Below are 26,291 nucleotides of genomic sequence, written 5' to 3'. Positions count from 1 at the left end.
GCTGTCGGAGTGCATGAAGCTAAGAGCTCAGGATTTTAATTTTGATGCAATGATTCTGACTGTTCATGATGGAAAAGGAAAGAAAGACCGTACTGTTCCAATACCCGAAAAACTGAAACATGAGCTCAGGGAACATGTTAATCTTGTTATAGAAAAGCATGAAAAAGATCTTGATGCCGGTTATGCAGGAGTTTTTCTACTGGTTCCCAAGCCCAAACTCTTTTTTTGCTAGTTCCCACGCTCTGGCTTGGGAACCTATGTTTCAAACAAAAAAAGTCTCTTGGCTAATCAACTCATTCTATGAATCTATATAAATAAACTCTGTTCTTTCATATACTTACATTCCCAAGTTGGAGCTTGGGAACGAGCCCAAAAAAACGGGTATGAGCTCAAAATGAGTACGAACCTACAAAGCTTGAAACCAACCCCAAGCCAGCTCCAGCGAACCAAAATCAATACCAATCCATCTCAACATCAATGAGCCCATCCATTCCCCTATAATTTCTAGCACTGCTATAGCGCCAGTACCAAGGCTCATCAACAAATCCGCGTTTCACAGGATTGTTATGAATATATTCAATTTTATTTCTCATCATTTCTTCACCCTGAATCAGCTTTGGAGCATAACCTTCCTCCCAAATCTGATACTTGCTTTCTTTTTTATGATTTTTTTTATTTAAAGCAAATTGTTCCAAAAGGGTTGATGCACCTGATTTTTTTAAAAGATTTATTATTTCTTTTGCAGTATAGCTTTTAAACTTTTGAACCGTTAAAACAAGATCTTTACTTTTCAAAACCAGATGAAGATGATTTTCAAGAATTACATAAGCATAAAGTTTTAGTTCATCTGATTCCTTAAGATATTTAAGGCTGTTGATTAAAACTTCCACACTTTCTTTTCTTGTGAAAACAGGAAGCCAGTTTAAAATTGTAAATGTTATAAAATACGGTTTTTCTGGTTCGTAAATTTTATATCTTGTTCTGCCCATTTTTATCTTTTTAATTTTATGTTTTTTTTTAATTCCTGCTTGGGAATCCACCTCTCAAATAAAAAAAGCCTGATGATTAATTAACGCATTTTATAAATATCTGCAAATAAATTCTATTATTTCATGAGCTTATATTACCAAGCTGGAGCTTGGGAACGAGCCCCTAACGAGTTCCAGTCCAAATCAGAGCCTGGGAACGAGCCCTCGAATAAGTATGAATCTAAATCAAACTCGAAGCCTGCTGGTTCCCAAGCTCCTTGCTTGGGAACCCTCGTCTCAGACAAAAAAGCTTGCTGGCTAATTAGCTTGCTTTATGAATCTGTGTCAATAAAATCTGTTATTTCAAATATTTACATTCCCAAGCTGGAGCTTGGGAACGAGCCCCTAACGAGTTCCAGTCCAAATCAGAGCCTGGGAACGAGCCCTCGAATAAGTATGAATCTAAATCAAACTCGAAGCCTGCTGGTTCCCAAGCTCATTGCTTGGGAACCCATATCCCAGATAAAAAAGCTTGCTGGCTAATTAGCTTGCTTTATGAGTCTGTGTCAATAAAATCTGTTATTTCAAATATTTACATTCCCAAGCTGGAGCTTGGGAACGAGCCCCTAATAAATTCCAGCACAAATCAGAGCTTGGGAACGAGCCTCTAACGAGCTCCAGTCCAAATCAGAACCTAGGAACGAGTCCAAGACAAACACCAACTATTTATTCAAACCAAACATCTCAAAAGCCTTATAAGAACTTCTGACAAAAGGTCCGGAAGCAACCCCTTTAAAACCAAGATTTTCACAAAATTTTCTTATATCTTCAAATTCCTGGGGAGAATAAAATTTTTCAACTAAAAGATGATTTAGGGAAGGCTGTAAATATTGTCCTATTGTTATAAAATCAGCTCCTGAATTTTTTATATCTTTTATTGTTTTATCAAGTTCTTCCCTTGTTTCCCCAAGACCTGTCATAAGTCCGGACTTAACATAAATATCAGGTCTTTTGTTTTTACAATATGACAAAACCTTTAAAGACTGCTCATAATCTGCCATGGGTCTTGCTTTTTCATAAATATTTTTTGATGTTTCAACATTGTGATTCAAAACATCAGGATTGGCATTTAAAACTATATCAAGAGCTTTTTCATTTCCCTTGAAATCAGGGATAAGAACTTCTACAAAAACATTTTTAATATTTTTTTTAAGTTCACAAATAACTTCTGCAAAAAGAAATGCTCCGCCGTCTTCAAGGTCATCTCGTGTAACTGAAGTTACAACAACATATTTAAGGTCCATTTCCTTTGCAGCATTTGCAACTTTTTTTGGCTCGTCTTTATCAACAGCCTCGTTAAAAGACTGTTCAATTGCACAAAACTTACAATTTCTTGTACACTTTTCCCCAAGAATAAGAAAAGTTGCTGTTCCCTTTGAATAGCACTCAAACTGATTTGGACATTTTGCCTGTGAGCATACAGTGTGAAGTCCGCCTTTTTTTAAAAGTGACTGTATTTTTTCATATTCAGGCCCTGAAGGAAGGGGTTTTCTAAGCCATTTTGGTTTTGAAACCCTGATACCCTGGTCTTTTAATATTTTTCTTGAATAGGTTTGGGACATTATTCTTTCCTAAAATTTTTTTTATATACTCAACTGCAAACCTAGAAAATAATCAGTTTAATGGAAAATTTCAAATTCAAAAACTTTAACAAAAGAATCCAAAAAATCAGTTTTTACCTTATCCATATTTATTTCCATATCTGTTTCATCACAAAGTCTTGTCATCACCACATTTTTCAAACCGCAGGCAACAATACAGTCAAAAAGAGAATTGTCATTATTAATATTAATGCTTAATCCATGAAAACAAATATTTTTTTTTATGGAAAGACCAATACTTGCAATCTTTTTATTATTAACAAAAACTCCGGGATAATTTTCAGTTCTAAAAGATTTAACTTTATATTTTTTTAAAAAATCCTCAATTGTATCCATTAATTTACTGGAATATTCTCTTACTCCTATATTTAAACCTCTAAGATTTAAAATGGGATAAAAAACAGCCTGACCAGGTAAATGACATGTTGCAAGTCCACCCCTTGAAGTCTCAATAATACTTACATTATTTTTCTTTAAAAAAGGTTTTTCCCTTAAAACAAACTCTTTCCCTCCCCTTTTACCAAGGGTAATCACAGGCTCATGTTCTGTAAAAAGAAGAAAATCTTTTGATAAGAAATTCTTTATTTTTTCTTCAACAATTTTTTCCTGAAACAAAAGGGAATACTTATAAAAAGTCCTCCCCATGTCTAAAAATACAAGTTCTTTTTTCATTAACCTTTTAGCTTTGGTTTTCTTGCTGCAAGGGTTTCGTCAAGTCTGCCAACTTTGGTATTATTTGGAGCACTATGCAAAATATCAGGATTTTCTTTTGCTTCCTTTGCAATCTGCTTCATTACTTTTATAAATTTATCTATTTCTTCTTTTGATTCTGATTCTGTAGGCTCAATCATTATTGCCCCGTTAACAACAAGGGGAAAATAAATTGTTGGAGGATGGAATCCAAAATCAAGAAGTCTTTTTGCAATATCAAGTGTTGTTACTTTGTATTCTTCAAAGTTTTTATCTGTAAAAACACATTCATGCATACAAGGTTTTTTGTATGGAAGATGATAAATATCTTTTAAATTTTCTTTTATATAGTTTGCATTTAACACAGCTTTTGTGCTTGCATCAAAAAGCTCTTTACCCATGGAAAGAATATAGGTGTAAGCCTTGATAAGAACCCCGTAGTTTCCGTGAAAAGCATGAAGCTTTCCAATAGAATAAGGAAAATCAGAGTTAAATATAAACTTATCACCGTTTTTTTCCACCCTTGGAACAGGAAGAAATTCTTCAAGTTCTTTTACAACTCCAACAGGACCAGCTCCAGGACCTCCGCCTCCATGTGGTGTGGAAAAAGTTTTGTGAAGATTTAAATGAATAACATCAACTCCAATTTCTCTCATGCTCACAGCACCCATGATTGCATTCATGTTTGCTCCGTCACAATAAACAAGACCGCCTTTTTCATGGACAATTTCAGCAATCTCTTTAATATTTTCCTCAAAAAGACCAAGGGTATTGGGATTTGTAATCATTATTCCTGCTGTGTCTTCATCCATAATTTCTCTTACAGCGTCCGGATGCAAAATACCATCAGCTCCTGAAACAAGACCAATGGTATCAAATCCGCATAAAGCACAAGAAGCAGGGTTTGTTCCATGTGCGGTATCTGGAATTATAATTTTTTTCCGCCTTTTACCCATTTTTTTATGATAGGCATTAAACACTAACATTCCGCACAACTCACCCTGGGCTCCGGCAGCAGGCTGTAGAGTAAACACATCAAGACCTGTAATTTCGCACAAAAGCCTTTCAAGGTCATAGATAAGCCTTAATGTACCCTGGCAAAGATTTTCAGGCAAAAGAGGATGGGAACTTGAAAAACCTTCCATTGAAGCTGTTTTTTCATTGAGCTTTGGATTGTATTTCATTGTGCATGAACCAAGGGGATACATTCCTGAATCAACTCCAAAATTCCAGGTTGAAAGTCTTGTAAAATGCCTTACAACATCAACTTCTGAAAGTTCTGGAAAATCAGGCCCGTCCCAAATAAGATTTGGGTCTGGTTTAGAAGCTTCAATTTCCTGTTTTGGAATAGAAATACCAATTCTTCCTTTACTTCCCTTTTCCCACAATAAAGGCTCGTCAAGCACAAGTCCGGTAAGCTTATCATTAATCATTGCCTACCTCCTTTTTAATATTTTCAAGAAGATTTTCCATATTTTCCTTTGAAAAAGCTTCAGTTACGCAAAACAAATAACTATTTTCAAAATCATTGAAAAACTTAGAAATTGGAAGACCGCAGACAATTTGCTTTTCACAAAGTTTTTCCCAGACATTTTCAAAACCAATTGGAGCTTTTAATACAAATTCATTGAAAAAAGCTGAGTTTTTAAATTTGTCCTCAAATCCAAGCTCAATAAGTTTTTTTCTTAACCAGGAAGCATTATTATGATTTATTTTAGCAATTTCTTTTAAACCGGTTTTTCCAAGACAGGACATGAATACAGCAGAAGTAAGAGCACAAAGTCCCTGATTGGAGCAAATATTTGAAGTTGCTTTTTCCCTTCTTATATGCTGCTCCCTTGTGGAAATTGTAAGAACAAATCCCCTTTTTCCGTTTTTATCAACAGTTTGTCCGCAAAGGCGACCTGGCATTTGACGCATATATTTTTCTTTGGCAGCAAACATTCCAAGACCCGGCCCTCCAAAAGACTGGGGAATTCCCATACTTTGTCCTTCACCGCAGACAATATCTGCTCCGTAAACTCCGGAAGGCTTATAAAGCCCAAAAGCAAAAGGCTCACTAAAACATGAAACAAAAAGGATTTTATTTTTTTCACATATTTCAGAAATTTTTTCGTTGTCTTCAATTATTCCAAAAAAATTTGGTGACTGAACAGCAAATCCGGCAATGTCTTTTGAATTTGAAAGTTTTGAAATATCTGTTTTTCCATTTTCATCAAAAGGAAGATAAATTATTTCAAATTCTGTGGGCTCAAAATATGTTTCAACAACTTTTTTATAAAATGGATTAACAGCTTCTGAAATTACAATTTTTGATGTCTTTTTTTTAATTCTTAAAGACATTAAAAGTGCTTCAGCAAGAGAAGTTGCACCGTCATACATAGAAGCATTGGCAATATCCATTCCCAGAAGATTAGAAGTAAAAGTCTGATATTCATAAATTGCCTGCAAAGTTCCCTGACTTACTTCCGGCTGATACGGTGTATATGCAGTTGTAAACTCTGACCTTGAAACAAGATAAGGCACAACTGAAGGAATATTGTGCAAATAACTTCCTGCTCCCATGAAAATAGTTTTTTCAGATGAAGGGATCATTTCAGATGAAATTTTTCTCATCTTGTCAATGATTTCCCACTCGCTCATGGGCTCATCAAGATTTAAGGGAGATTTTCTTCTAAGATTTGAAGGAATCCCCTTAAAAACATCATCTTCAGTTTTTGCTCCAATGGAAGCAAGCATTTTTTCAACATCCTCTTTGGTATGTGGGATGTAATGCATTATTTACTCTCCTTTAAGCATGGCAAGATAAGCGGCTTTGTCCATAAGTCCGTCAATGGAACCTTCAACTTTTACTTTAAACATCCAGCCTTTTTCATAGGGATCTTCATTTATAAGACCTGGTTCATCTTCTAAAGCCTCATTTATTTCAACAACTTCACCGGAAACCGGACAATAAATCTCAGAAACAGCTTTTACAGATTCAAGAGTTGCGCATTCATCACCTTTTTCAAAAGAATCACCTACTTCAGGAAGCTCAACAAAAACAATATCTCCGAGCTGATCCTGGGCATAATCTGAAACTCCAACTTTTACCACTTCACCTGTTTCAACCCACTCATGCTGATCTGTATAAAATATGTTTTCAGGCAGATTAAGTTCATTTATTTCTTTCATTTTTTTTCTCCTTTAAGGTATGAAGTCTGATGATTAATTTGCTAGCCCTATGAATCTGGGCAAACAAACTCTGTTATTTCATATACTTGAATCAAAGCCTGCTGGTTCCCAAGCTCTGGCTCTGCCCATTACCCAAATCCCCCTAAGGCATAGAACTAATTTTCCTTCTAGCAGTTTTGTGGGGTCTTATTTCATTTACAATAATTGCATCAAGTTTTCTTTTTTTGGATTTAAGATAAACCTTGTCGCCAAAATTTAATTTTTTATCAACATGAACAAATCCACATCTTAATCCCCGAGGACTAAACCCAGGCGGCTTTCCAGAATCCAAAGGGCTTGTAATAGAAAAGATTTTGCCATTGGCCCAGTCTATGCCCAAATCAGTGGCACAAGTTAAAATCCTGCCTATTTCAATGTTATTTTCATCTACAACAACAGCATCTTCAGGATTTACTTTTCTTAAATCAGAACCTACAAAAGCATAAGTGTGATATTTATAATCAGAATTTAATAAAACTTTGCTTCCAACAAATTCTTTTCCAAAACCTTTTTTGTTATCAGTAAAAGGAAGGGTAAACTCCCAGGGATGATTAATATATGGCCAGTTTCCAATATCTTTGTGTGAAAGTGGAAGACCTGCTCCAGCCCGCAATGAATCTCTGGCTGCCAAACCGCAGGGAGTAAGCTCAAAAATTCTTCCTTCTTCAACAAAAAGATCCCAGACTTCAAGAAAATATTTTTGGTCTACAAAAATTTCAAAACCAAATTCTCCTGAATAACCTGTTCTTGAAAGAAGAATTGGAATATTACTGCCTTTTAAAGTTACTTCATAGGAAGTTGGAACAGATTTATCAAAATGACCTTTGTGTGAAAAATAAACAAAACCATCAAAAACTTCCTTTGGATGATTAATTAAAGATTTTACAATTATTCCTGATAAAGGCCCCTGGATATCAAATTTTCCAAGATTATCTGAATAATCTATAATTTTTACATCAAGATTTTCTTTATATTTTTCAAGATGAGCTGCTATTTCCCGGCCCATACCCGCATTTACAACAACAGCATAATTGTTATCTGCAAATTTATAAACAATAGCATCGTCAATTACATGACCCGTTTCATTTAAAAAAACTCCATAAACACATCTTTTATCTGCAATGGGAAGCTTATTTGGGCCAATACAAGCATTTAAATCCTTTGAAAAAGTTTTTTGCAAAAGCTCAAGAGCATTGGTTCCTAAAACATTTACAAAAGCCATATGGGAAGTATCAAAAATACCTGCAGCCCTTAAAACTGAAATATGCTCATCTCTTGCCCCTGTTTTATACCACAAAGGCATTTCATATCCGCCAAACTCAGCCATATTTGCTCCCATTTCATGGTGGCGGCTGTTTATCTTTGTTTTTTTTACCATTATTTCTCCTTTTAAAAATCCCGGATCAGCTCAAATTTTATTCTGACTTTAGAATTAAACAATTTTATAGTTTAAATAAATAAAATCTAAAATATTTACTTAATTTTTAATTTAGAATAAACAATTCAGATATTTCAAACTTTTGTTAATTTATCAATTAATTTTAAAACACTAGGAAAAAAATGTCAGATATAATTATAATTGGCGGAGGCCCGGGAGGATATATAGCAGCAATAAGAGCTTCCCAACTTGGAAATAAAGTAATTTTAATAGAAAAAGATTCCCTTGGAGGAACCTGCTTAAACCAAGGCTGTATTCCCTCTAAAATTTTTAAGGCAAGTGCTGAATTATTTAAAAAAACAAATGATTTTGATGATTTTGGGATTGAATTAACCAATAGCCCAAAATTTAATATGGCTAAGCTTCAAAATAGAAAAAATAAAATTATAAATATTCAAAAAAAGGGATTAGAATCTCTTTTAAAAAACAATAAAATAGAAATTATAAATGGATTTGCTTCAATTTCAGGGAAAAACTCTGTTAATATAAAAACTGATACCAAAGAAAAAGAAATAAATTTTAAAAAACTTATAATTGCAGCAGGAACTAAAACAAAAGAGCTTAAAGGATTTGAATTTGACCATAAAAATATTTTATCAAGCAATGACCTTCTAAAACTTGATTATATTCCAGAATCAATTGCAATTATTGGAGGAGGAATAATAGGATGTGAATTTGCCTCAATTTTGTCTTCACTTGGATCAAAAGTATATCTAATTGAAGAAAAACAAAGACTTCTTCCCATAAAAAATCTTCATAAAGATATTTCTAAAAATCTTGAAAGAGAATTTAAAAAACAAAAAATAAAGGTTTTTACAAATTCACTTGCTAAAATTAAAGAAAATACAGATTCAGGCTTTATAATTGAAACAATTCCCAGCAATACAAAAGCAAAAACAAATGAAATTAGTTGCAAAAAAATTGCAGTCTGCACAGGAAGAACACCAATGACAAGTAAACTTAAACTTGATAAAGCAGATATTAAAACCAATGAATCAGGATATATAATTGTTGATGAAAATTATGAAACAACTTGTAAAAACATTTATGCCATAGGAGATATTTTGGGCCCTGATTTTTCCATGCTGGCCCACACTGCATATTTTGAAGGAAGAATTTGTGCTGAAAAAATTTCTGGAAACAAGTTTACAAAGCTTGATTATTCAAAAATTCCTTCTGCTATTTTCACTTCCCCGGAAATTGGATTTATAGGTGAAACTGAAGAAACAGCAAAAGAAAAAGGATATAAACCTTTTACAGAAAAAGTCCTTTTCAGGACATCTGGAAAAGCCCATTCAATTGGAGAAATTTCAGGAGAGGCAATTCTTGTTGCAGATAAAAATAAAAACAAAATTTTAGGAGCTCACTTAATAGGGCCAAATGCTTCTGATTTATGCGGAGAAGCAGCCTTAATGGTTCAAAACAATTTATCTTATGAAGAACTTGCAAATTCTGTTCATGCCCACCCCACTTTATCAGAAATAATTATGGAGGCTGGACTTAAACTTTCAGGGATAAAACTTCACGGATAAATTTAAATAAACAGGAGATAATATTTTGAATATTGAAAACTGCGTTTATGAATCAATAATTGCCGCAATAAAAGCCGGCAATAAAATAATGGAAATTTACAATGACCCAAAATCAGATTTTGAAATAGAAAAAAAATCTGATAATTCACCTGTAACAATAGCTGACAAAAAAGCAGACAAAATTATTAAAAATCATTTGCAAAAAATAAATATCCCTCTTTTAAGTGAAGAGGGAAAAAACATTGAATATGAAAAAAGAAAAAACTGGGACTATTATTTTTTAGTAGATCCCCTTGACGGAACAAAAGAATTTTTGAAAAAAAACAATGAATTTACAGTAAATATAGCTCTTATAAATAAAAACAAACCCATTGCAGGGGTTGTTTATCTTCCTGTACTTAAAACCCTTTATTTTGGCTATGATAAAAAATCCTATAAAATTGAAAATATATCTGAAAATAAAGATTTAAAATCAAATTTAAAAGATTTTATAAAAACTGCCAAAGTTTTGTCTCCAAAAACAAAACCAAAAGAATATACAATAATTGCAACAAGATCACATCAAAATGATGAACTAAAAAAATTTATTAAAGAAAAAGAAAAAATTCATGGAAAAGTAAATTTTATATCAGCTGGAAGTTCCCTTAAATTTTGTAAAATTGCTGAAGGCCTTGCCCATGTTTATCCAAGAACTGGACCAACAATGGAATGGGACACAGCAGCAGGTCATTGTGTTTGTGAAGGGGCTGGACTTGAAGTTAAAAATCTTGAATCAGGTAAAAGCCTTATTTATAACAAAAAAAACCTTTTAAACCCAAACTTTGTTGTAAAATAAAAAAAGTAAAAAAAAAGGCGGTAAACAAATTACCGCCCAATTAATTTAATAATAAAATTTTAAATTTAATTATTTTCTTCTTCCTTAAGACTTTGCCTAACACTTATAAAAAACTCAACAAAAAACGGAATAATCAAAGCCATAAAAAACCCGCTCATTATACCAAGTGCTCCTATAAGCTTTTTTTTACTTTCAGGCTTATTTCCATAGGCAAGCTGAAGAATTTCTCCTGAACGCAAGCCTGACAAATCGTTTTCAAACTTAACTATCTGATCCATATATTTTGCTGAAAGTTCCACAGCATTTAAACTTTGGGCAGTTTTTAACATTTCAAGAGCTTGTTTAGCATTTTTAAGATTTCTTTCCCAAATTTCCTTTTTATGATTTATTAAAATAGATTCTTCTTTAAAAATTAATTCCACAAGTTCTTTATGTGATTCTTTAATCTCATTTAATTTTTCTTTATCATTTTCAGAAGCTGAAGATTTAATAACCACAAAGCCTGAAGGATCTGAAGTTTCTACTTCAATTTTAAAAGGAAGCTCTTCAACTTTTTTCTGTTCAATAAAATTTTGAACAACCAAGCCTATATAATATAGCTCTGCTTTTTCTCCTGTTGATTCTAAAGATATTATTGGAGAACCAGGTGAACTTTCTGCAGCCTTATATATTGAGACATAATCCAAGGTAACAATTTTGGCTCCCGGATAAAAAAGCAAAAAAAATGTTCCAAGAAGAAAACAAAGAAATGCTCCTAAAGACCATCTCCATCTTTTAATTATTATTTTTGAAACATCTATTAAAGAAATTTCATCTTCATAATATTCTCTACAATGCTCATTGCTTTGATTAGCGGGTAGATTATTCATTAGCTAATTAAAAAACCTTAAATTCCTATAATTATTATAAGTTAAATTATCATTTGCACACAACCCGTTTCAATTATCCCTAAACCAAACCTTTGTCAATCACAACAATTTGTTTGGATGGTCCGTCCCAGCTTGGAAATATAATTTGGATGGCCCGGCTTGTTCCCAAGCTCCAACTTGAGAATGTAAATAAGCGTAGACTTGACCCCTCCCCTTCAACTGGGATTTAAAATCTATCAGGAACATTATCAAGCAATCTTTTACCGTGAATAATAGCAATCATTGTGATAATTGAACCATCAATTGTATATATCAGGCGATAACTATAAACAAAACGTTCCCTGATAGTGTTATCATTAAATTCCGGAACAATTCTGCCAGCAAAAGGTTGCTCAGGGATGCTACGAGAAACATTAAGTATATTTGATACAACTGAGCGGGCATAAAATTCAGAGTCTCTTGCAATGTAATCTGCTATTAATTCAATATCTTCAACAGCTTCTGGAGACCAGCTTATTGTGAAGTCCACCGGCTGAATTTCCTTTCAACTTCTTTTTGGCTGAGTGTTCCTTCAGTTTTAGCCCTATGAATACCCTTCTGTATTTTTCCAGCAACATACAAATGATATTGAATATCTTCTATTGTACATTCATCCGGAAGTGTCTCAAGCAATGAAATAACTTCTTTTTTTACAGTATTCATAATTATTTACCCTTTTACTAATAATGCATTATATTTCGTATTCATTTAAAATATTTTAACAATTATGTCTTTAAATATCAAGATCGTCGGTCATATCCTGCCTCGCATTCCCTTAGGAAGCTACACAATAAAGCACTCACGAATACGTATTCTTAATGGAAACGCCGTAGGTGCAGAATCCATTTCTGCCCTTTTCATAAACAAAAAACAGGGCGGATATTGAATCAGCCCCTACACCTTTTCCAACAAATGAGTCAAACCTAGACTTGACCCCTTACTTTATCTAAGACGTGGGTTCCCAAGCAAGAGTTTAGGAACCAGCAGACTCAAGCTGCCACAAAAATAACAGGCCCCCAATTTGAAATCGGGAGCCTGAAAAATAACACTTAAAAGATTTTTTTATTATTATCTAAAGGACTTTTGAGTAACAGATTTAATAACACCTGCTGTAACTTCCATATCAGCTTCTGATAAAGTTGGATGAACAAGAAACATAAGACTGGTTTCTCCAAGCTCTTTTGCATTTTCAAGTCTATTCTCAGGCATAAGACCATGTTTTTCAAAAGCTTTTTCAAGGTAAACTTCAGGACACACTCCGCCGCTCATGCAGTGAATGTCGTGTTTTAATATTTCCATCATCATCCTGTGCCTGTCCCATCTAAGCCTGAACCTTTCAGGTTCAACAAAAATGAAATACTTATAATAAGAATGATAAATATGTTCAGGAGGAATTGTAACCCTTATCCCATCTGTTTCTTTAAAACTTTCATTTAAAAAACAAGCATTTTTTCGTCTCTGTTCAACCCATGAATCAAGTTTTTTAAGCTGAATCCTTCCTAAAACAGCCTGCATTTCTGTCATTCGCCAGTTTGTACCGAAATCTTCATGATACCACTTAAACCCGGGGGGATGATCCTTTTTATATACAGCTTTCCATGATTTGCCGTGATCTTTATATGACCATGCCCTTTCCCATATTTCTTTATTATTTGTGGTAAGCATTCCGCCCTCACCGCCTGTAGTCATAATTTTATCCTGACAAAAGGACCAGGCAGCAACATCTCCAAAACTTCCAACAGGAATACCTTTATATTTTGCTCCATGTGCATGTGCACAGTCTTCAATAACATTAAGATTATATTCCTTTGCAAGATTCATAATTCCGTCCATCTCACAAGCCCAACCAGTGACATGAACACAGATAATTGCTCTTGTTTTATCTGTTATTACTTTTTCAATAGTTTCTGGAGTAATATTTTGTGAAACAAGGTCAACATCGGCAAAAACAGGAATAGCACCAGCATTTACAACACAGCTTGCAGAAGCAAGAAAAGTACGCGGTGTTACAACAACTTCATGTCCAGGGCCAATACCAAGAGATTTCAGGGCCAAATCTATGGCAACCGTACCGTTGGCAAGTGCAACACCATATTTGCAGTTACAATAGGCTGCAAATTCATCCTCAAACTTTCTGCACTCTTCCCCTGTCCAGTAGTTTACCTTGTTGGATAAAAGCACTTGTTTTACTGCTTCTGCTTCTTCTTCTGTATATGACGGCCATGATTTCATCATTTTTTCTCTGTATTTTAATTAAAAGCAAGGTTTCTTATTTTCTTTCTAACCAGAGTTGAAACATAAATAAACAATCCAAAAATAAAAGCATAAAAAAATAAAACAGGAATTATTCCAAATTGTTTAAGAGCTAAAACTGCAATGGATATTAATATCTGCACAATACCAAAAACAAAAGAGACTTTCCAATGTTTAATATTAAGTTCGTTTGCATATAATTGATACAAATGTCTTCTGTGAGGCTTACTAAGCTTTTCTTTATCTTTTATTCTAATATACATAGTAGAAATCTCATCTGCATAAAAAAGAAATAAAAACCCGCAGATACAAATAAAATCAAGAAAAGTAGTAGAAAAAAGAACACCAAAGCAGGCAAAAACAAAACCAAGCAAAACACTTCCAATATCACCCATAAAAATTTTTGCATCAGGAATATTAAAAGGAAGAAAACCTACACATGCAGCAGCAACTGAAAAACAAAATAATACATGACTTAACTGAAAATCATTTAAATACCCAAAAAAACCAAGAAAAAAAAAGGCTATTGCTCCGGTAATACCGGCAATACCGTTAATACCGTCCATAAAATTATAAAAGTTTGCAGTTCCAACAATAAAAACAGCAAAAAATAAAAATGTAAAATAATTTACAATATCAGAACTTGCGGATATCAAAATCCCAAACAAAAAAACAAAACTGCACAAAAACTGAATAAAAAGTCTTATCTTTGGCTTAATATCAAACTTGTCACCAAAAAAGCTGACCAAAGATAACAAAACAGAAGGCGCTAAAAAAAATAAGGAGATTTTAAAATAAAATCCCCCTAAAATAAAAGCACACAAAATCCCTATTCCGCCGCCTTTTGGAATAATTTTTTCATGCGAACTTCTCTCGCTTGGAACATCTATTATACCAAGCTCATAACCGTATGATTTTATAAGCCATGAACCGAAAAAACTGATAATAAATGGAACAATAAATAAAATTGAATATTTCATATTATTTTAAAAATATATCTTTTAAATTTTTTTCAGGTTTAAAACCGGTTTCAAGCATTTTAGTATTATCAAAAACAAGATCTTTGGCAACTTTATCGTAACAGGAATATATCCACGATCTTTTACTTTTTATTACCATCCCTGCCAGTCTTGTTACTAGCCAGACAAAACTTAAAGGAACTCTAAAAACTGGTCTTTCAGGTTTTAAATCAGATCTTTTAAAAATATTAATTATTTCTTTAAATGAATAAGGATTAAGATCACATACATTAAATATATTTAAAAACTCATCTTCTTTTGAACCAGCATTTTTAACTCTGTATTCAATAAAATCGACAAGATTTTTTCTTGAAACCGCAGAAAGTTTTTGCTTACCGCTTCCAAATTTTAAATAAAAAAGCTCTTTAGGCCCAAAAACTCTTTTATCAAGATTTAGTGTCCAGTCAGAATCATATACAGGAGCAAGCCTTAATATATCTAATTTTTTTAATACACCTTTTTTATATAAATCAATCAGCTTTATCTCAGCATCAAGCTTGCTTTTTGCATAATCACTGGATGGATTTAAATCAGATTCCTCAATAACTGGTTTTTCATCAGTAAAATTTTCTCCATAAACTGAAATGGAAGACAAAAATATAAAATGGACATCTGGATTTATTTTTGCTGCAGCACCAGCAAGGTTTAAAGTTGCTTCACTGTTAATCATAAAATACTTATTTTTATCCACCCCACCTAATTTTTGATGAGCAACTCCTGCACAATGAATTATAATATCAGGAGATATTTTTCGAACAATTCCATTTACTTTCTCAAAGTCACTTATATCACCAGAGTAAAAAAATTTAAATTTAAATGAATTACTAAGATCTATACAGTAAGCTTTAAAGATATCTGATGTTAATATTTTTTGGTTTAAATAACTTCCTATAAACCCGTTTGAACCTGTAATTAAAATTTTTTTCACTATTTTACCCTGAAACTAATTTTAAAGTTGTTTGAAAATATTTATTAACTCGTCAACCAGCAAGTCTCTGTTAAAATTTTTTTCACAGTATTTTTTACCACTCTGACCCATTTTTATAAGCTGTTCTTGAGGCAGATTATACATTTGTAGAACAGTTTCTGCCAAATCTTTCGAATTTTCGGGCCGACATGTTATACCGCTAGATGAATCCTTAATTATATTAGCACCTTCTCCAGCAAGAGCAGCAACTATCGGCTTACCAAAAGCCATATATGATTGAACTTTACCTGGAACAGTCAAAGAAAAATTTAGTTCATTTTTTAGAGAAACAAGCATTACATCAGATTTGCTGTAAAAAAATGGCATTGTGTCCTGAGGGAATGAACCTGGTAAAAGTACTTTTTTTTCCAAACCTAATTGTTTAATTCTTTTTTTTACCCAATCTCTGCACCTGCCATCTCCAACAATTATCCAATAAATGTTATAATCTCTTAGTACTTCAGCGGCTTCAAGAATAGTAGGAAAAGATTGAGCGTAACCAATATTACCAGCATACATTATTTTAAAACCTTCAGGAAAATTTATTTTTTGACTTAATTCAGGGTAAAAAACTTTTCCTCTGTCAACCTTTTCTATAAAATTTGGGAAATATGATATTATATTTTTTCTTGGTTCTATATTTTCAATACTTTTTTTAAATCCTTTTGAAGAAACAAGTATTTTATCACATTTAGAATAAATATATTTAACCAGAATTTTTATATAACCAATATACTTCTGAGATTTAACAGCACCAACTGAAGCAACACTTTCAGGCCATAAATCAAGTACCCAAAAAACAATAGGGATTTTTTTTAATTTTTTAAATACAATTGCAGGTATACCTACTGTTATAGGCGAAACTTCAAATACAAAAATTTTATCAAATTTTTTTTTTTGTAAAAATAGTGCTACTATACTGCCTGTAAATGCAAACGACAAATAATTTAAAAACAGCCTTTGAAATTTACCGTTCCCCCTGGAAATAATTGGCACCCTATAAATATCAACACCTTTATATTGTTCTTTATATTTTTTTTTAAAAATTCCGTAACCTTTGAAAAAATTTCCTTTTGGATAATTTGGAAGACCGGTCAAAACGGTCACTTTATGACCTTTTTCAACAAGATCTGTTGCTAAATCATTAATTCTGAAATTTTCTGGCCAAAAATATTGAGATATAATTAAAATATTCAACTTAATAATTCTTCCAAACTTTTTTATTTATATAATCTGTATAAGACAATATTATTTTTACAACTTTTTCTGAAACATTTGGCATTGAATAATCTTTAACAGATATTGGTAAATTATTGCTTTTATTTATAAATTCTTGATCAAGCAGAGATATGCACTGAAGTATTCTTTCTTCATTCATACCTGTCATCATTACTACAGCTTCTTCCATGGCTTCAGGTCTTTCATGAGCATCTCTAATATTTATAGAGGAAAAATTCAATATGGAAGTTTCTTCAGAAATTGTTCCGCTGTCAGACAAAACAACTTTTGCATTTTTTTGTAAAAATACATAATCAAAAAAGCCAAGGGGTTTTAAAAGTGTAATTAAACTATTAAAATTAATTTTTTCTTGATTAATTCTTTTAAAGGTTCTTGGGTGAGTTGAAACAATGATGGGTAAATTGTATTTTTCTGCTATGGAATTTAAAATTTTGACTAAAGAATGAAAGTTTTTGTCATTATTTATGTTTTCTTCTCTGTGAGCAGAAACTAAAAAAAAAGAATTTTTATTCAGGTTTAATTTTGAGAGTATTTGGGATGAATCAATTTTAGCTTTGTAGTAATTTATTACTTCAAACAAGGGGCTCCCTGTTTTTATTATCTGATCAGCTGGGAACCCCTCTGCTAGAAGATATTCTCTTGCTATATCACTGTAAGTCAAATTAACATCGCTTATATGGTCAACAATTTTTCTGTTTGTTTCTTCAGGGACTCTTTGGTCAAAGCATCTGTTGCCAGCCTCCATATGAAAAACAGGAATTTTTCTTTTTTTGGCAGGTATAGCACATAAACAGCTATTAGTGTCTCCAAGTACTAAAAAAGCGTCCGGTTTTTCTTTTTCAAGTACTGGATCAATATTAATTATTGTATTTCCAATTGTTTCCGCAGCATTTTTTCCGGCCGCATTCAAAAAATAATCAGGTTTTCTTAACTCTAAATCCGAAAAAAAAATTTCGTTAAGCTCATAATCATAATTTTGACCTGTATGAACAATAATGTGATCCACAGCTATGACTTCATCAAGTCTTTTCATAACTCTTGATAATCTTATAATTTCAGGTCTTGTTCCAACTACAGTTAAAACTTTTAATTTTTTCATTTTAAACTTCTTCAAAAAAAGTATCAGGTTTCTCTTGATTGAACATTTCATTCGCCCAGAACAAAGTAATAAGTTCGCTATTGCCCGTATTTATAATTGAATGAGTATAGCCTGGGGGTATATCAACAATTTCAGGCTCATCACCACTTACTTTATATGTTATTACTTCATCTTCTAAAATATGCCTGAACTTAATTTCTGCTGCTCCCCTGATAACACAAAATTTTTCATTTTTTGTATGATGATAATGATTTCCTCTTGTTATTCCGGGTTTTGTTGTTGAGACAAAAATCTGGCCAAACTGCCTTGATTTTATAAGTTCAAACAAATTACCTCTTTCATCTTCATTAAGCTTTGCTTTTGATGAAAATTTATCTTTTGGAAGATATGAAAGATATGTTGCATGAAGTTTTTTTACAAAATCATTTGAAAAATCAGGAACCATCAGGCTTTGTTTTATATTATGAAAACCATATAAAAGGTCTGCAACTTCTCCTAAGCTTACTTTATATTCTGGTTTAATATAAAAAAAATCTTTATTCAAAACAGAAAAATCAAAATTAATTTTTTCAATTAAATCATTTATAATATCATCTATATAAATAAAATTTATTTCATTTTTTCTATTTGAGATTTGAATATCAATTCCATTTGCAATATTATAGCAAAATGTAGCAACAACAGAATTGTAATTTGGCCTGCACCATTTGCCAAAAACATTGGAAAGCCTGTAAATTAAAACTTTTCCACCTTTTGATTTATAATCCAGCAAAATATTTTCAGCCTGTTGTTTGGTCTGGCCATATGGATTATCTGAGCCGCTGTGAACAGAAGATGTCATAATAACAGGAATATTTTTATTATTATTTTCTAAAATATTAATTGTTTTATCTGTTAAATTTACATTACCTTTTGTAAATTCATTTTCATTTTTAGGTCTGTTTACACCGGCAAGATGAAAAATAAAATCTGATTTTAAAATATATTCTTCAAGATCATTTTCGCTGTTTTCTATATCAAAACAAAAAATATTGTATTTTTTTTCCAGTTTAAGCCTCACAAAAAGATTTGATCCAATAAAACCTTTTGCACCTGTGATGAGAATATTTTTTATCATTTGTTAAGCTCTTCAAGTTTATTTTTTATAAAATCAAGTTTTAGCAAAAGCTCTTTTATCTGTTCTACATTTAGCCTTGTTGTATTATGTGAAGTATAATCCTCACTTCCGGAAGTTTTAACATCGCCATCAACAAAAAATCTATCATAATTCAAATCTCTTGTATCTGCAGGAACTCTGTAATAATCTCCCAAATCCTGAGCTTTTATAAGTTCTTCCCTGCTTAAAAGAGTTTCATATAATTTTTCACCATGCCTTGTTCCAATAATTTTTATTTCACTTTTTGAATTAAAAAGTTCTTTTATAGCATTGGCTAAATCAATAACTGTTGAAGCAGGTGCTTTTTGAACAAAAATGTCTCCTGGATTCATATTTTGAAAGGCAAAAAGAACCAAATCTACGGAGTCTTCCAAAGACATTAAAAATCTTGTCATATTAGGATCTGTAACAGTAAGAGGCTGACCATTTATTGCCTGTTCTGTAAATAAAGGAATAACTGAACCTCGCGATGCCATGACATTTCCATATCTTGTTGCACAAAATAAAGAACTGCCATTGTCTGCATCTCTGGAACGTGCAATCATAACTTTTTCGGAAAGTGCTTTAGTCATGCCCATAACATTAATTGGATAAACAGCCTTGTCTGTACTCAATACAATTACTTTTTCAACTTTATTTGCTATGGCAGCATTTAAAACATTTTCTGTTCCTTCAACATTTGTTTTAACAGCCTGCATTGGATAAAACTCACAAGATGGTACCTGCTTTAATGCTGCCGCATGAAAAACATAGTCTACTTTATGCATTGCAAGATTTATGCTGTTGTAATCTCTTACATCACCAATATAATATTTAACTTTATCATTTTTAAGCTTATGGCGCATGTCGTCTTGTTTTTTTTCATCACGGCTGAATATTCTTATTTCTTTTATATTTGTATTGAGAAATTTATTTAGAACTGCGTTTCCGAAGGAGCCTGTGCCTCCTGTTATCAGTAATATTTTATTTTTTAGCATTTATTTTCCTGAAATTAATTAGTTCGAATAACATTTTTTAAAAAATCATAAATTTTATTAAATCTGTCCTGTTGATCTCTATATTCATTCAAGACTTTAAGACCTCGTTCAGTCAAACTTTCAAGAAGCTTTTCATCTTTTGCAATTTCAATAAATTTCAATGCAGCTTCTTCTAATTCAAACGGATTAATATATAAAGCTGCATTTTTACAAATATCCCTTGCAAATTTTTTATCGGCTGCAATGAGTGGTTTTTTTGAAGAAAAAGCTTCAAGATAACTTGCAGAAAAAGTTTCTAAAATACTTGGAACAAATATAATATCTGCTTTTTCATATAACCCTGAAGCATCAGCGTAATTAAAAGGTCCTATATTCTTTATTTTATCAGCGACAGAATATTTATTTGCTTTTTTTTCAATTTTTTCCCACATGTCTGAGTTTTTTTCTAAAGTCAATATAAATTCAAAATTCATATGTGGAGATAATTCTATCAAATGTCTTGATAACTCAGGTATGCAATCAAGGCATTTATGCGGGTAGGCAGCGGACGGGCAAAAAACCTTGATCCTATTACTATCAATTTTTTTAACAGACTTACTTGAAAAATACTCATTAAATTCGAGACCGATAGAATTAGAAACAACTTTTATTCTTTTCTTATCTATTAAATATTTCTTAGCAAATTCAAAGGCAGCTGTATTTGTTTGAAAAATCCAAAAATCCGCCTTTAAAGAATAATAACTTCTATAAACAATAAGTAGCAATTCTCTAACAATTTGAATTTTTGTTTTTCCCATACAAACTGCCTGAAAGCTAGGATGTGTTATATAAGCGTTGCTTATCCCCATAATATGAGGTTTATTAAATTTAACATAAGATGGGCCAGCCATTGTAAAAACACAATCTACATTAAATTTATTGCTAATATTGAAAAGTTTTTTTCGCATTTTTAAACTTTTTGCAGGTGACTTGCTTAAAACAAAAACGGAATTTTTTTTTATATTCCATCTTTCTAAAATTTCATTAACTTGAGGGGATACAGCAAAAATAAAATTTTCTTGATTTTTAATTAAGGCATGTTTAATAAAAATAGCCGAATTTTTAACCCCTCCTCCAACAACATTTGTTGTACAATTAAATAATATTAAAGGTTTCAATAAATTCTCCATAAAATTTTAGGCATTTTCGATAACTTTTTGATAAAGTGAAATACAAAAATCGAGGCGTTCATCATTTTCAATATAACTCATAAGCTCTCTTTTTTTCCTCTCTTTATATTCAGATTTAAAATTTCTTGTTCCATCTTTTCTTTTATCATTTTTCAGATTTGTGTATGTATCATCGATACATTTAATTATTGTATCATGATCGGGAATAGGAATTTTGAGTTGGTTTGAAACTGTTTTAATAAAAATTTCAGGACTGTTTATTAACAAATCAAATGAAACCACGTTAATTTTATCAATATTTGATAAAACAAAACCATAATAAGCTATATAGTCATTCACGTCGTAATTAAATGCTTTCCTAATATCCCCCCCCCCCCCTCTATCCTTTTGAGTAAAGACGAAGGGATAGATTGTTTGGGGTCTCTAATCAATACAATAACAGGGATATCATATTTCAAAGCTTTTTTTAATGAGGCTATGGTATGAATATGTGTAACGATTTTTTTGTCAGGTAAAACTCTTTTGACAAGATTGGCGGCAAATGTATTACCGCTTCTTTGAAAAGCCGTTATGTGAATATCAGTATATCTATCTGGTAATTTATAATATTTCCCTTTAAATCTCAAAAACAGATAAAAGGTATATAGCAAAGGTGATTTTCTGATAAAAGAACGGAGATTAATCATAAATTATTCCTTTCGCCAACTTATCCCATTCTCTGACTGTAGAATCGATGGAAAATCGTTCGACATCAAATGCATATTTTTCGTTTACCGGCTTATCTTTCATAAAATCCATCATAACCGAGGCAAGTTTCTTTTCAATCGTGCTTATGTTTTTGCTGAAATCCATTTTTTCTTTTCGAAACGGTTCGACTAAAACACCTTGTTCGTTTTGATAAGGATAAGAGACTTTTGCACTGATATCTAATTCAGGAGCAATAATTTCTCTCGGCCCGCTGATGCAGTCGGTAGAAACAATCTTTGTACCCACAGCCAATGCTTCAATCAAAACGTTGGGCAGACCTTCATACAAGCTTGGGAAAACAAAGCAGTCCGCCTTTTTAATAACTGGAAATACGTTATCAACATTGCCCGCCATTAAAACTTTTTTCCGAATGCACAGATCGTCACTCAACCTTTCCAATTGGTTTCTGAGGACACCTTCCCCCAAAATAATCAAAAATGCATTTGGATAGTTTTTAGCGACAAGGCTGAAAGATTTGAGTAAGTGCCATTGGCCTTTCGCATAATTAAGCCTAGCTATATTCAGGAAAACGAATTTTTCTTTCGGGATTGTAATTTCTGAGTTACTCAAAGACAGTTGCTGATAATGCTTTATATCATGTGTATTGTAAATGACGATTGTTTTATTGATTTTATTTTCTTTGAGATTCAGTTCCATTTTTTTTGTTATAGCGTGGGTATAAGCTGCCCTTCGATACAAAAATGCCAAAATTTTTCTTTTCATGTAGCCAAATCTGTAAATATCACTATGCACACTCAGGATAACTTTTTTAGGATATTGTACTGAAAGCATTGTGAAAAAATTCGCATCAAACATAAAAGAAATAATCAGATCAGGATGATATTCTCTTTCAATTCTTTTTATAAAACGTATCCTTTTCAAGGCGTATATCAGCTTGGAGCAAAATACTTTCCCAGGCTTTTCATTTAATGAAAACCTTTTAAAGTAGGATTCATGCTCACTATCTGAGTTGTAAAATGTCAAATAAGCCAATTCGTAATTTTTTGATAGCTCATTGCCCAAAATAATTGCTATCTTTTCTGCACCGCCCCCTTTTTGAAAAGAGGGAATAATAATTAAAATTTTTTTATCTTTATAATTCACAATATTCCTCATTTTTGTATGTATCTAGAAACCATCTCGGCCCATTTTTTCATTATAGAATCGACAGAAAGGTTTGCAGTGATTTGCCTGGCATTAGCACCTAGTTTATTCGCCTTTTGAGAGCAATCTATCAACTCAATCAACGACTCTACAAACGCTCCATGCTCTTGGCTGGAGATCAAAACTCCATTTTTACCATTTACAATTATATCCGCAGGACCTGACGGGCAATCAAAACTGAGCACGGGTAATCCAGCAGCCATTGCCTCACATAGTGCATTGGGAAAACCTTCCCAATATGAGGTAAACACAAAAATCTTTGCCTGCTTAAGTAGAGACAGTGGATTTTTAACATGTCCTGTTAAAATAACCTTACCGTTAAGCCCATAATCTTGAATTTTTTCTTCTAACCTTGTCCGGAGATTACCTTCGCCAACAATATAAAGCTTCCAGTCTGGCCTGAGGCTTGAAACCTTTTTGAAAATTTCCAGCAACCTGTCATGCCCTTTGGCTTTTGTCAGCCTTCCCACAGTAATAATAGCATTCTTATCAAGAATAATTTCTGCATCAAAATCAGTTCGATTATCATCATTCAAAAGAGGATTAGGAATAATTTCAATAGACAAATCATATTTTCGGCTCATAAACCAATCATGAATGGACTTAGTTTGAACTACTAGGCAATCGCACAAAGGATATACAAGTCGACGGGCAAGTTTCCAGTACCAGGCAAGCGGCAAATACTGTGGATGACTCCGTTCTGAAATAATCAGGGGCAAATCAAGTCCCAAAGATACAAGTCGGGTCATGATATTGGTTTCATCCTGAAAAGAAATGACTATATCAGGGGAAAGGCGGCCCAGATTTTTACGAAAGTCAAAAAGCTTGAGCAAAACGAATCGATGTCGTGTCCCATCCTGGGCACTGACCCGATTGACTAGCACATGCAAAGGATATGCACATGGCACATCACGCCTGGCAAGAGTCATCAGGTAAACATCATGTCCTTGCTCGGCCCAATAGTTGGCCATCAAGGTAATGACCCTCTCTGCACCGCCATAGCCAAGATGAGAATTAACAAGGACTATTTTCATTTGATAGTAGTACTTTCAGCTATGTCAAATAAAAAATCTTCTAAAATAAATTCCTCAGGCCTGACAGGCAAATCGTGCCAATTAAGTTCTGAATCAAAGTATCCATGGCAATCTTCATAAACACGACCTGGAGTAAAACAATAAGAAATTTCTACAATCATAGGCATTCCATCATCACTATATACGAAATCCATGGCACATGATTGAGATCTGATTTTCTTTGCAACTGTAAATGCAATTTTAATGGACTCTTTAGGGAATTGGTCAATTTCGTAGGAAAATACACCACTCCCTGATGCACGAAAATCATCACTTCTGCAATACCTTCTCATACAAAAACACCTGTCACCAATAACAACCAAGCGATCATCATATTGGTTGTTTGGGATAAAATCTTGAAAATATAAGTAATTTTTTTGGACCTGCAGTTTAGATTTTGTAGCAGGATGACTTGCAATTAACATTAAAGTTTTGAAAATCCGCAACAGATTGATTATATCTTTGTCTCTTTTAAACCGCCAGAAGGCTTCATCCAAAATAGATTTTCTGGTTCTGCTCCCAAAACCTCTCCCAAATGCTGTTTTCAATATTTTTTCAGCTTGAACACGATTTTTCACAAGTTGTACATTTTTTGAGCCAGCTCCGTTTCTAAGCTTAAAAACCTTAGGAAAGTTTGAATTATCTAACCATTTCATTGCTGATTCACAATCAAAAAAACAATGAGTAGGTACCAAAGGCAAATTATGGGCTTCCAATAAATACTTTTGTCCTATTTTGTCGTCAAAATGCCAAGATGTATTTGAATTGGGGAACACTTTTTTTCCTGCTGACTCCAATGCAAATACGAGCTGTCGAGCAAAAAGCTGGTCCCGATATTCATTCTGATGCCAATGCCACATAACCCCATCACAATCCGCAAGTTGTTTTATGATATCATCAGCATAAGCATTAACTACCTTGAATGGAATATCATGCTTCTGGCAATACTCTATCCAACATTCTGAAAAGCTACTTTCCCTGTGATGAATTGCAATCATTTTAATTTCTTTCCTTTACATACTTTTAAACAAGAGAATATAAATTTACCACATAAGGCACAAATTTATAATAATTTAGTCCAAAAAACTAATCATAGCAAAGTATATCAACAGCCCATTTTTCTATTCCATTAATTCGACAAATTTTTGTTTCAATTATCTCCATAGCTTTTTTTGTTAAGGAGACTCCTTTTTGATAGTTTTTTTGGACAAAATTAACAATCGGGTTGCAGCCTTTCCAAGACATAGTTCTTGCCAACCCCAAAACTTTTTCAACACTATCAAGGAATTCACCTTTCCAGTGATTTTCCAATCGTCCCCAGACTCTTTCTATAGGATTATATTTGCTGTGATACGGCGGTTAGTAGGCTAAACTTATATTTACGGAATACTTATTTGGAAATTCAACCAGCCGTTTCATACTTCTTCTGCTGTTATTTTCAGGCCCATTGTCAAGATTTAATACTATGGTATGCGGATCATAATCATCTTTGATCTTTGGCCATAAATGTTCAAATATATCAACCATAAAATCTGCTGTAACATTACTCTCACTAAAGTAGAAAAAGGTCTCATCTGTAGCTGGATTGATATATCAAAAAGCTTTAGTATTTATCAGACTTAAAATCATGGTCACATGCACGAAGACAATGACGATTGTAACCTCCTCGTGAAAACGGCCCAACTTTGGCTGCAACTTTTGCATCCATTGAAAGCCTTAAAACACCTAGGTCCGAATCTGCTATTGCGTTGATACCAATGGGGCCTCTTTGGAGTATCCTTTTTCTTCAATAAGCCTCCTGCGTACTTCTTTTGCTGTTATTGGCGAATACAGCTGAGTAGATCGAAATGTCGGATCAGTTTGGCAACAGGGGTTCAACAATATTTTTTATATCTTCAAGTAAAGATGGAAATTTTTCTTCTAAAGGTTTACGGCCTCTTCCTAAAAAATTATCAATACAGGTTATACTAGATTGAAATTCTTTGATACCTTTACGAATTGTATCATGGTTCCATCCAAGCTCCTTAAGAGCTCTTCTTTGACCACCTTTTCCCATTAGTAACACAACAGAGCCATAAACAACATTCTTTCTGCACCTTTTAATTTTGCTCGGGTTTCGTTTAAAAAAATTTTAATTCTGGTGTGATATTAATTAACTGTTCTTGTGTAGTGTAAATATTATA

Annotated in this window: 27 protein-coding genes and 1 pseudogene; 3 read left to right on the top strand and 25 right to left on the bottom strand. The window is 32.7% G+C overall.

What is annotated here, in order from left to right; translation table 11 throughout:
• Positions 1-232 (top strand): tyrosine-type recombinase/integrase (locus RBR53_11130; protein MDY0133206.1); only part of this gene is annotated, 232 nt, incomplete at its 5' end.
• A 220-nt stretch (positions 233-452) separates the two neighbouring features.
• Here RBR53_11130 and RBR53_11125 read toward each other — a convergent pair.
• The 7 genes from RBR53_11125 to RBR53_11095 form a co-directional block, all read right to left on the bottom strand.
• Positions 453-1,040 (bottom strand): transposase, encoded by a 588-nt coding sequence (locus tag RBR53_11125; GenBank protein MDY0133205.1) that lies wholly within the window; start codon positions 1,038-1,040, stop codon positions 453-455.
• Positions 1,041-1,690: 650 nt separating this feature from the next.
• Entirely contained in the window at positions 1,691-2,590 is a 900-nt protein-coding gene (gene lipA, locus RBR53_11120) for a lipoyl synthase (protein ID MDY0133204.1), read from the bottom strand.
• 57 nt (positions 2,591-2,647) lie between these two features.
• Positions 2,648-3,301 carry a lipoyl(octanoyl) transferase LipB gene (lipB, locus tag RBR53_11115; protein MDY0133203.1) on the bottom strand — a complete coding sequence of 218 codons (654 nt, stop codon included), beginning with the start codon at positions 3,299-3,301 and terminating at the stop codon, positions 2,648-2,650.
• Positions 3,301-4,752, bottom strand: coding sequence for an aminomethyl-transferring glycine dehydrogenase subunit GcvPB (gcvPB, locus tag RBR53_11110; protein ID MDY0133202.1), 1,452 nt, complete (start codon positions 4,750-4,752; stop codon positions 3,301-3,303). Before gcvPB ends, lipB begins: the two co-directional genes overlap by 1 nt.
• Entirely contained in the window at positions 4,745-6,097 is a 1,353-nt protein-coding gene (gcvPA, locus tag RBR53_11105; GenBank protein MDY0133201.1) for an aminomethyl-transferring glycine dehydrogenase subunit GcvPA, read from the bottom strand. The genes gcvPB and gcvPA overlap by 8 nt, the downstream gene beginning before the upstream one ends.
• Before the next feature lie 3 nt (positions 6,098-6,100).
• Positions 6,101-6,493, bottom strand: a complete 393-nt coding sequence (gene gcvH, locus RBR53_11100) for a glycine cleavage system protein GcvH (GenBank protein MDY0133200.1) — start codon at positions 6,491-6,493, stop codon at positions 6,101-6,103.
• Between the two features lie 142 nt (positions 6,494-6,635).
• Positions 6,636-7,910, bottom strand: a complete 1,275-nt coding sequence (locus RBR53_11095; protein ID MDY0133199.1) for an aminomethyltransferase family protein — start codon at positions 7,908-7,910, stop codon at positions 6,636-6,638.
• A gap of 182 nt (positions 7,911-8,092) precedes the next feature.
• Between RBR53_11095 and lpdA the strand changes: the two genes are divergently transcribed.
• The gene (gene lpdA / locus RBR53_11090; GenBank protein MDY0133198.1) at positions 8,093-9,502 is read left to right on the top strand and encodes a dihydrolipoyl dehydrogenase; all 1,410 of its coding nucleotides are present in this window, start codon (positions 8,093-8,095) and stop codon (positions 9,500-9,502) included.
• 25 nt (positions 9,503-9,527) lie between these two features.
• Positions 9,528-10,337, top strand: coding sequence for a 3'(2'),5'-bisphosphate nucleotidase CysQ (cysQ, locus tag RBR53_11085; protein MDY0133197.1), 810 nt, complete (start codon positions 9,528-9,530; stop codon positions 10,335-10,337).
• Between the two features lie 65 nt (positions 10,338-10,402).
• Here cysQ and RBR53_11080 read toward each other — a convergent pair whose 3' ends face one another.
• The 18 genes and pseudogenes from RBR53_11080 to RBR53_10995 form a co-directional block, all read right to left on the bottom strand.
• A complete protein-coding gene (locus RBR53_11080) occupies positions 10,403-11,206 on the bottom strand; it encodes a hypothetical protein (protein MDY0133196.1) in 804 nt (267 codons plus the stop codon).
• Between the two features lie 226 nt (positions 11,207-11,432).
• A complete protein-coding gene (locus RBR53_11075; GenBank protein MDY0133195.1) occupies positions 11,433-11,735 on the bottom strand; it encodes a type II toxin-antitoxin system RelE/ParE family toxin in 303 nt (100 codons plus the stop codon).
• Positions 11,720-11,908 (bottom strand): hypothetical protein, encoded by a 189-nt coding sequence (locus RBR53_11070; protein ID MDY0133194.1) that lies wholly within the window; start codon positions 11,906-11,908, stop codon positions 11,720-11,722. Before RBR53_11070 ends, RBR53_11075 begins: the two co-directional genes overlap by 16 nt.
• 405 nt (positions 11,909-12,313) lie before the next feature.
• On the bottom strand, positions 12,314-13,480 hold the full coding sequence (locus tag RBR53_11065; protein ID MDY0133193.1) for a DegT/DnrJ/EryC1/StrS aminotransferase family protein: 1,167 nt from the start codon (positions 13,478-13,480) through the stop codon (positions 12,314-12,316).
• Positions 13,481-13,494: 14 nt separating this feature from the next.
• Positions 13,495-14,478 carry a UDP-N-acetylmuramyl pentapeptide phosphotransferase gene (locus RBR53_11060; GenBank protein MDY0133192.1) on the bottom strand — a complete coding sequence of 328 codons (984 nt, stop codon included), beginning with the start codon at positions 14,476-14,478 and terminating at the stop codon, positions 13,495-13,497.
• A 1-nt stretch (position 14,479) separates the two neighbouring features.
• Complete coding sequence (locus RBR53_11055; protein ID MDY0133191.1) at positions 14,480-15,445, bottom strand: NAD-dependent epimerase/dehydratase family protein; 966 nt, start codon at positions 15,443-15,445, stop codon at positions 14,480-14,482.
• A 21-nt stretch (positions 15,446-15,466) separates the two neighbouring features.
• Positions 15,467-16,681: a glycosyltransferase family 4 protein gene (locus RBR53_11050; GenBank protein MDY0133190.1), complete on the bottom strand. Its 1,215-nt coding sequence runs from the start codon at positions 16,679-16,681 to the stop codon at positions 15,467-15,469.
• Between the two features lies 1 nt (position 16,682).
• Positions 16,683-17,822: a UDP-N-acetylglucosamine 2-epimerase (non-hydrolyzing) gene (wecB, locus tag RBR53_11045; protein MDY0133189.1), complete on the bottom strand. Its 1,140-nt coding sequence runs from the start codon at positions 17,820-17,822 to the stop codon at positions 16,683-16,685.
• Between the two features lies 1 nt (position 17,823).
• Positions 17,824-18,939 (bottom strand): NAD-dependent epimerase/dehydratase family protein, encoded by a 1,116-nt coding sequence (locus RBR53_11040; protein MDY0133188.1) that lies wholly within the window; start codon positions 18,937-18,939, stop codon positions 17,824-17,826.
• A complete protein-coding gene (locus tag RBR53_11035; protein MDY0133187.1) occupies positions 18,936-19,955 on the bottom strand; it encodes a polysaccharide biosynthesis protein in 1,020 nt (339 codons plus the stop codon). Before RBR53_11035 ends, RBR53_11040 begins: the two co-directional genes overlap by 4 nt.
• Positions 19,956-19,969: 14 nt before the next feature.
• Positions 19,970-21,112, bottom strand: coding sequence for a glycosyltransferase (locus tag RBR53_11030; protein ID MDY0133186.1), 1,143 nt, complete (start codon positions 21,110-21,112; stop codon positions 19,970-19,972).
• Positions 21,113-21,130: 18 nt separating this feature from the next.
• The gene (locus tag RBR53_11025; protein MDY0133185.1) at positions 21,131-21,463 is read right to left on the bottom strand and encodes a hypothetical protein; all 333 of its coding nucleotides are present in this window, start codon (positions 21,461-21,463) and stop codon (positions 21,131-21,133) included.
• Entirely contained in the window at positions 21,460-21,810 is a 351-nt protein-coding gene (locus tag RBR53_11020; protein MDY0133184.1) for a hypothetical protein, read from the bottom strand. Before RBR53_11020 ends, RBR53_11025 begins: the two co-directional genes overlap by 4 nt.
• Positions 21,803-22,975, bottom strand: coding sequence for a glycosyltransferase (locus tag RBR53_11015; GenBank protein MDY0133183.1), 1,173 nt, complete (start codon positions 22,973-22,975; stop codon positions 21,803-21,805). Before RBR53_11015 ends, RBR53_11020 begins: the two co-directional genes overlap by 8 nt.
• 8 nt (positions 22,976-22,983) lie before the next feature.
• A complete protein-coding gene (locus tag RBR53_11010) occupies positions 22,984-24,069 on the bottom strand; it encodes a glycosyltransferase family 4 protein (GenBank protein MDY0133182.1) in 1,086 nt (361 codons plus the stop codon).
• Entirely contained in the window at positions 24,066-25,106 is a 1,041-nt protein-coding gene (locus RBR53_11005; protein MDY0133181.1) for a hypothetical protein, read from the bottom strand. The genes RBR53_11010 and RBR53_11005 overlap by 4 nt, the downstream gene beginning before the upstream one ends.
• 88 nt (positions 25,107-25,194) lie before the next feature.
• A pseudogene (locus tag RBR53_11000) lies at positions 25,195-25,698 on the bottom strand (transposase).
• A 265-nt stretch (positions 25,699-25,963) separates the two neighbouring features.
• The gene (locus RBR53_10995) at positions 25,964-26,164 is read right to left on the bottom strand and encodes a hypothetical protein (GenBank protein MDY0133180.1); all 201 of its coding nucleotides are present in this window, start codon (positions 26,162-26,164) and stop codon (positions 25,964-25,966) included.
• Positions 26,165-26,291 lie beyond the last annotated feature (127 nt).

It is taken from the genome of Desulforegulaceae bacterium (assembly GCA_034006035.1).
GTDB lineage: Bacteria > Desulfobacterota > Desulfobacteria > Desulfobacterales > JACKCP01 > JACKCP01.
The sequence above is the reverse complement of the archived record's forward strand: the minus strand, read 5'-3'. Positions and strand labels throughout refer to the sequence as shown.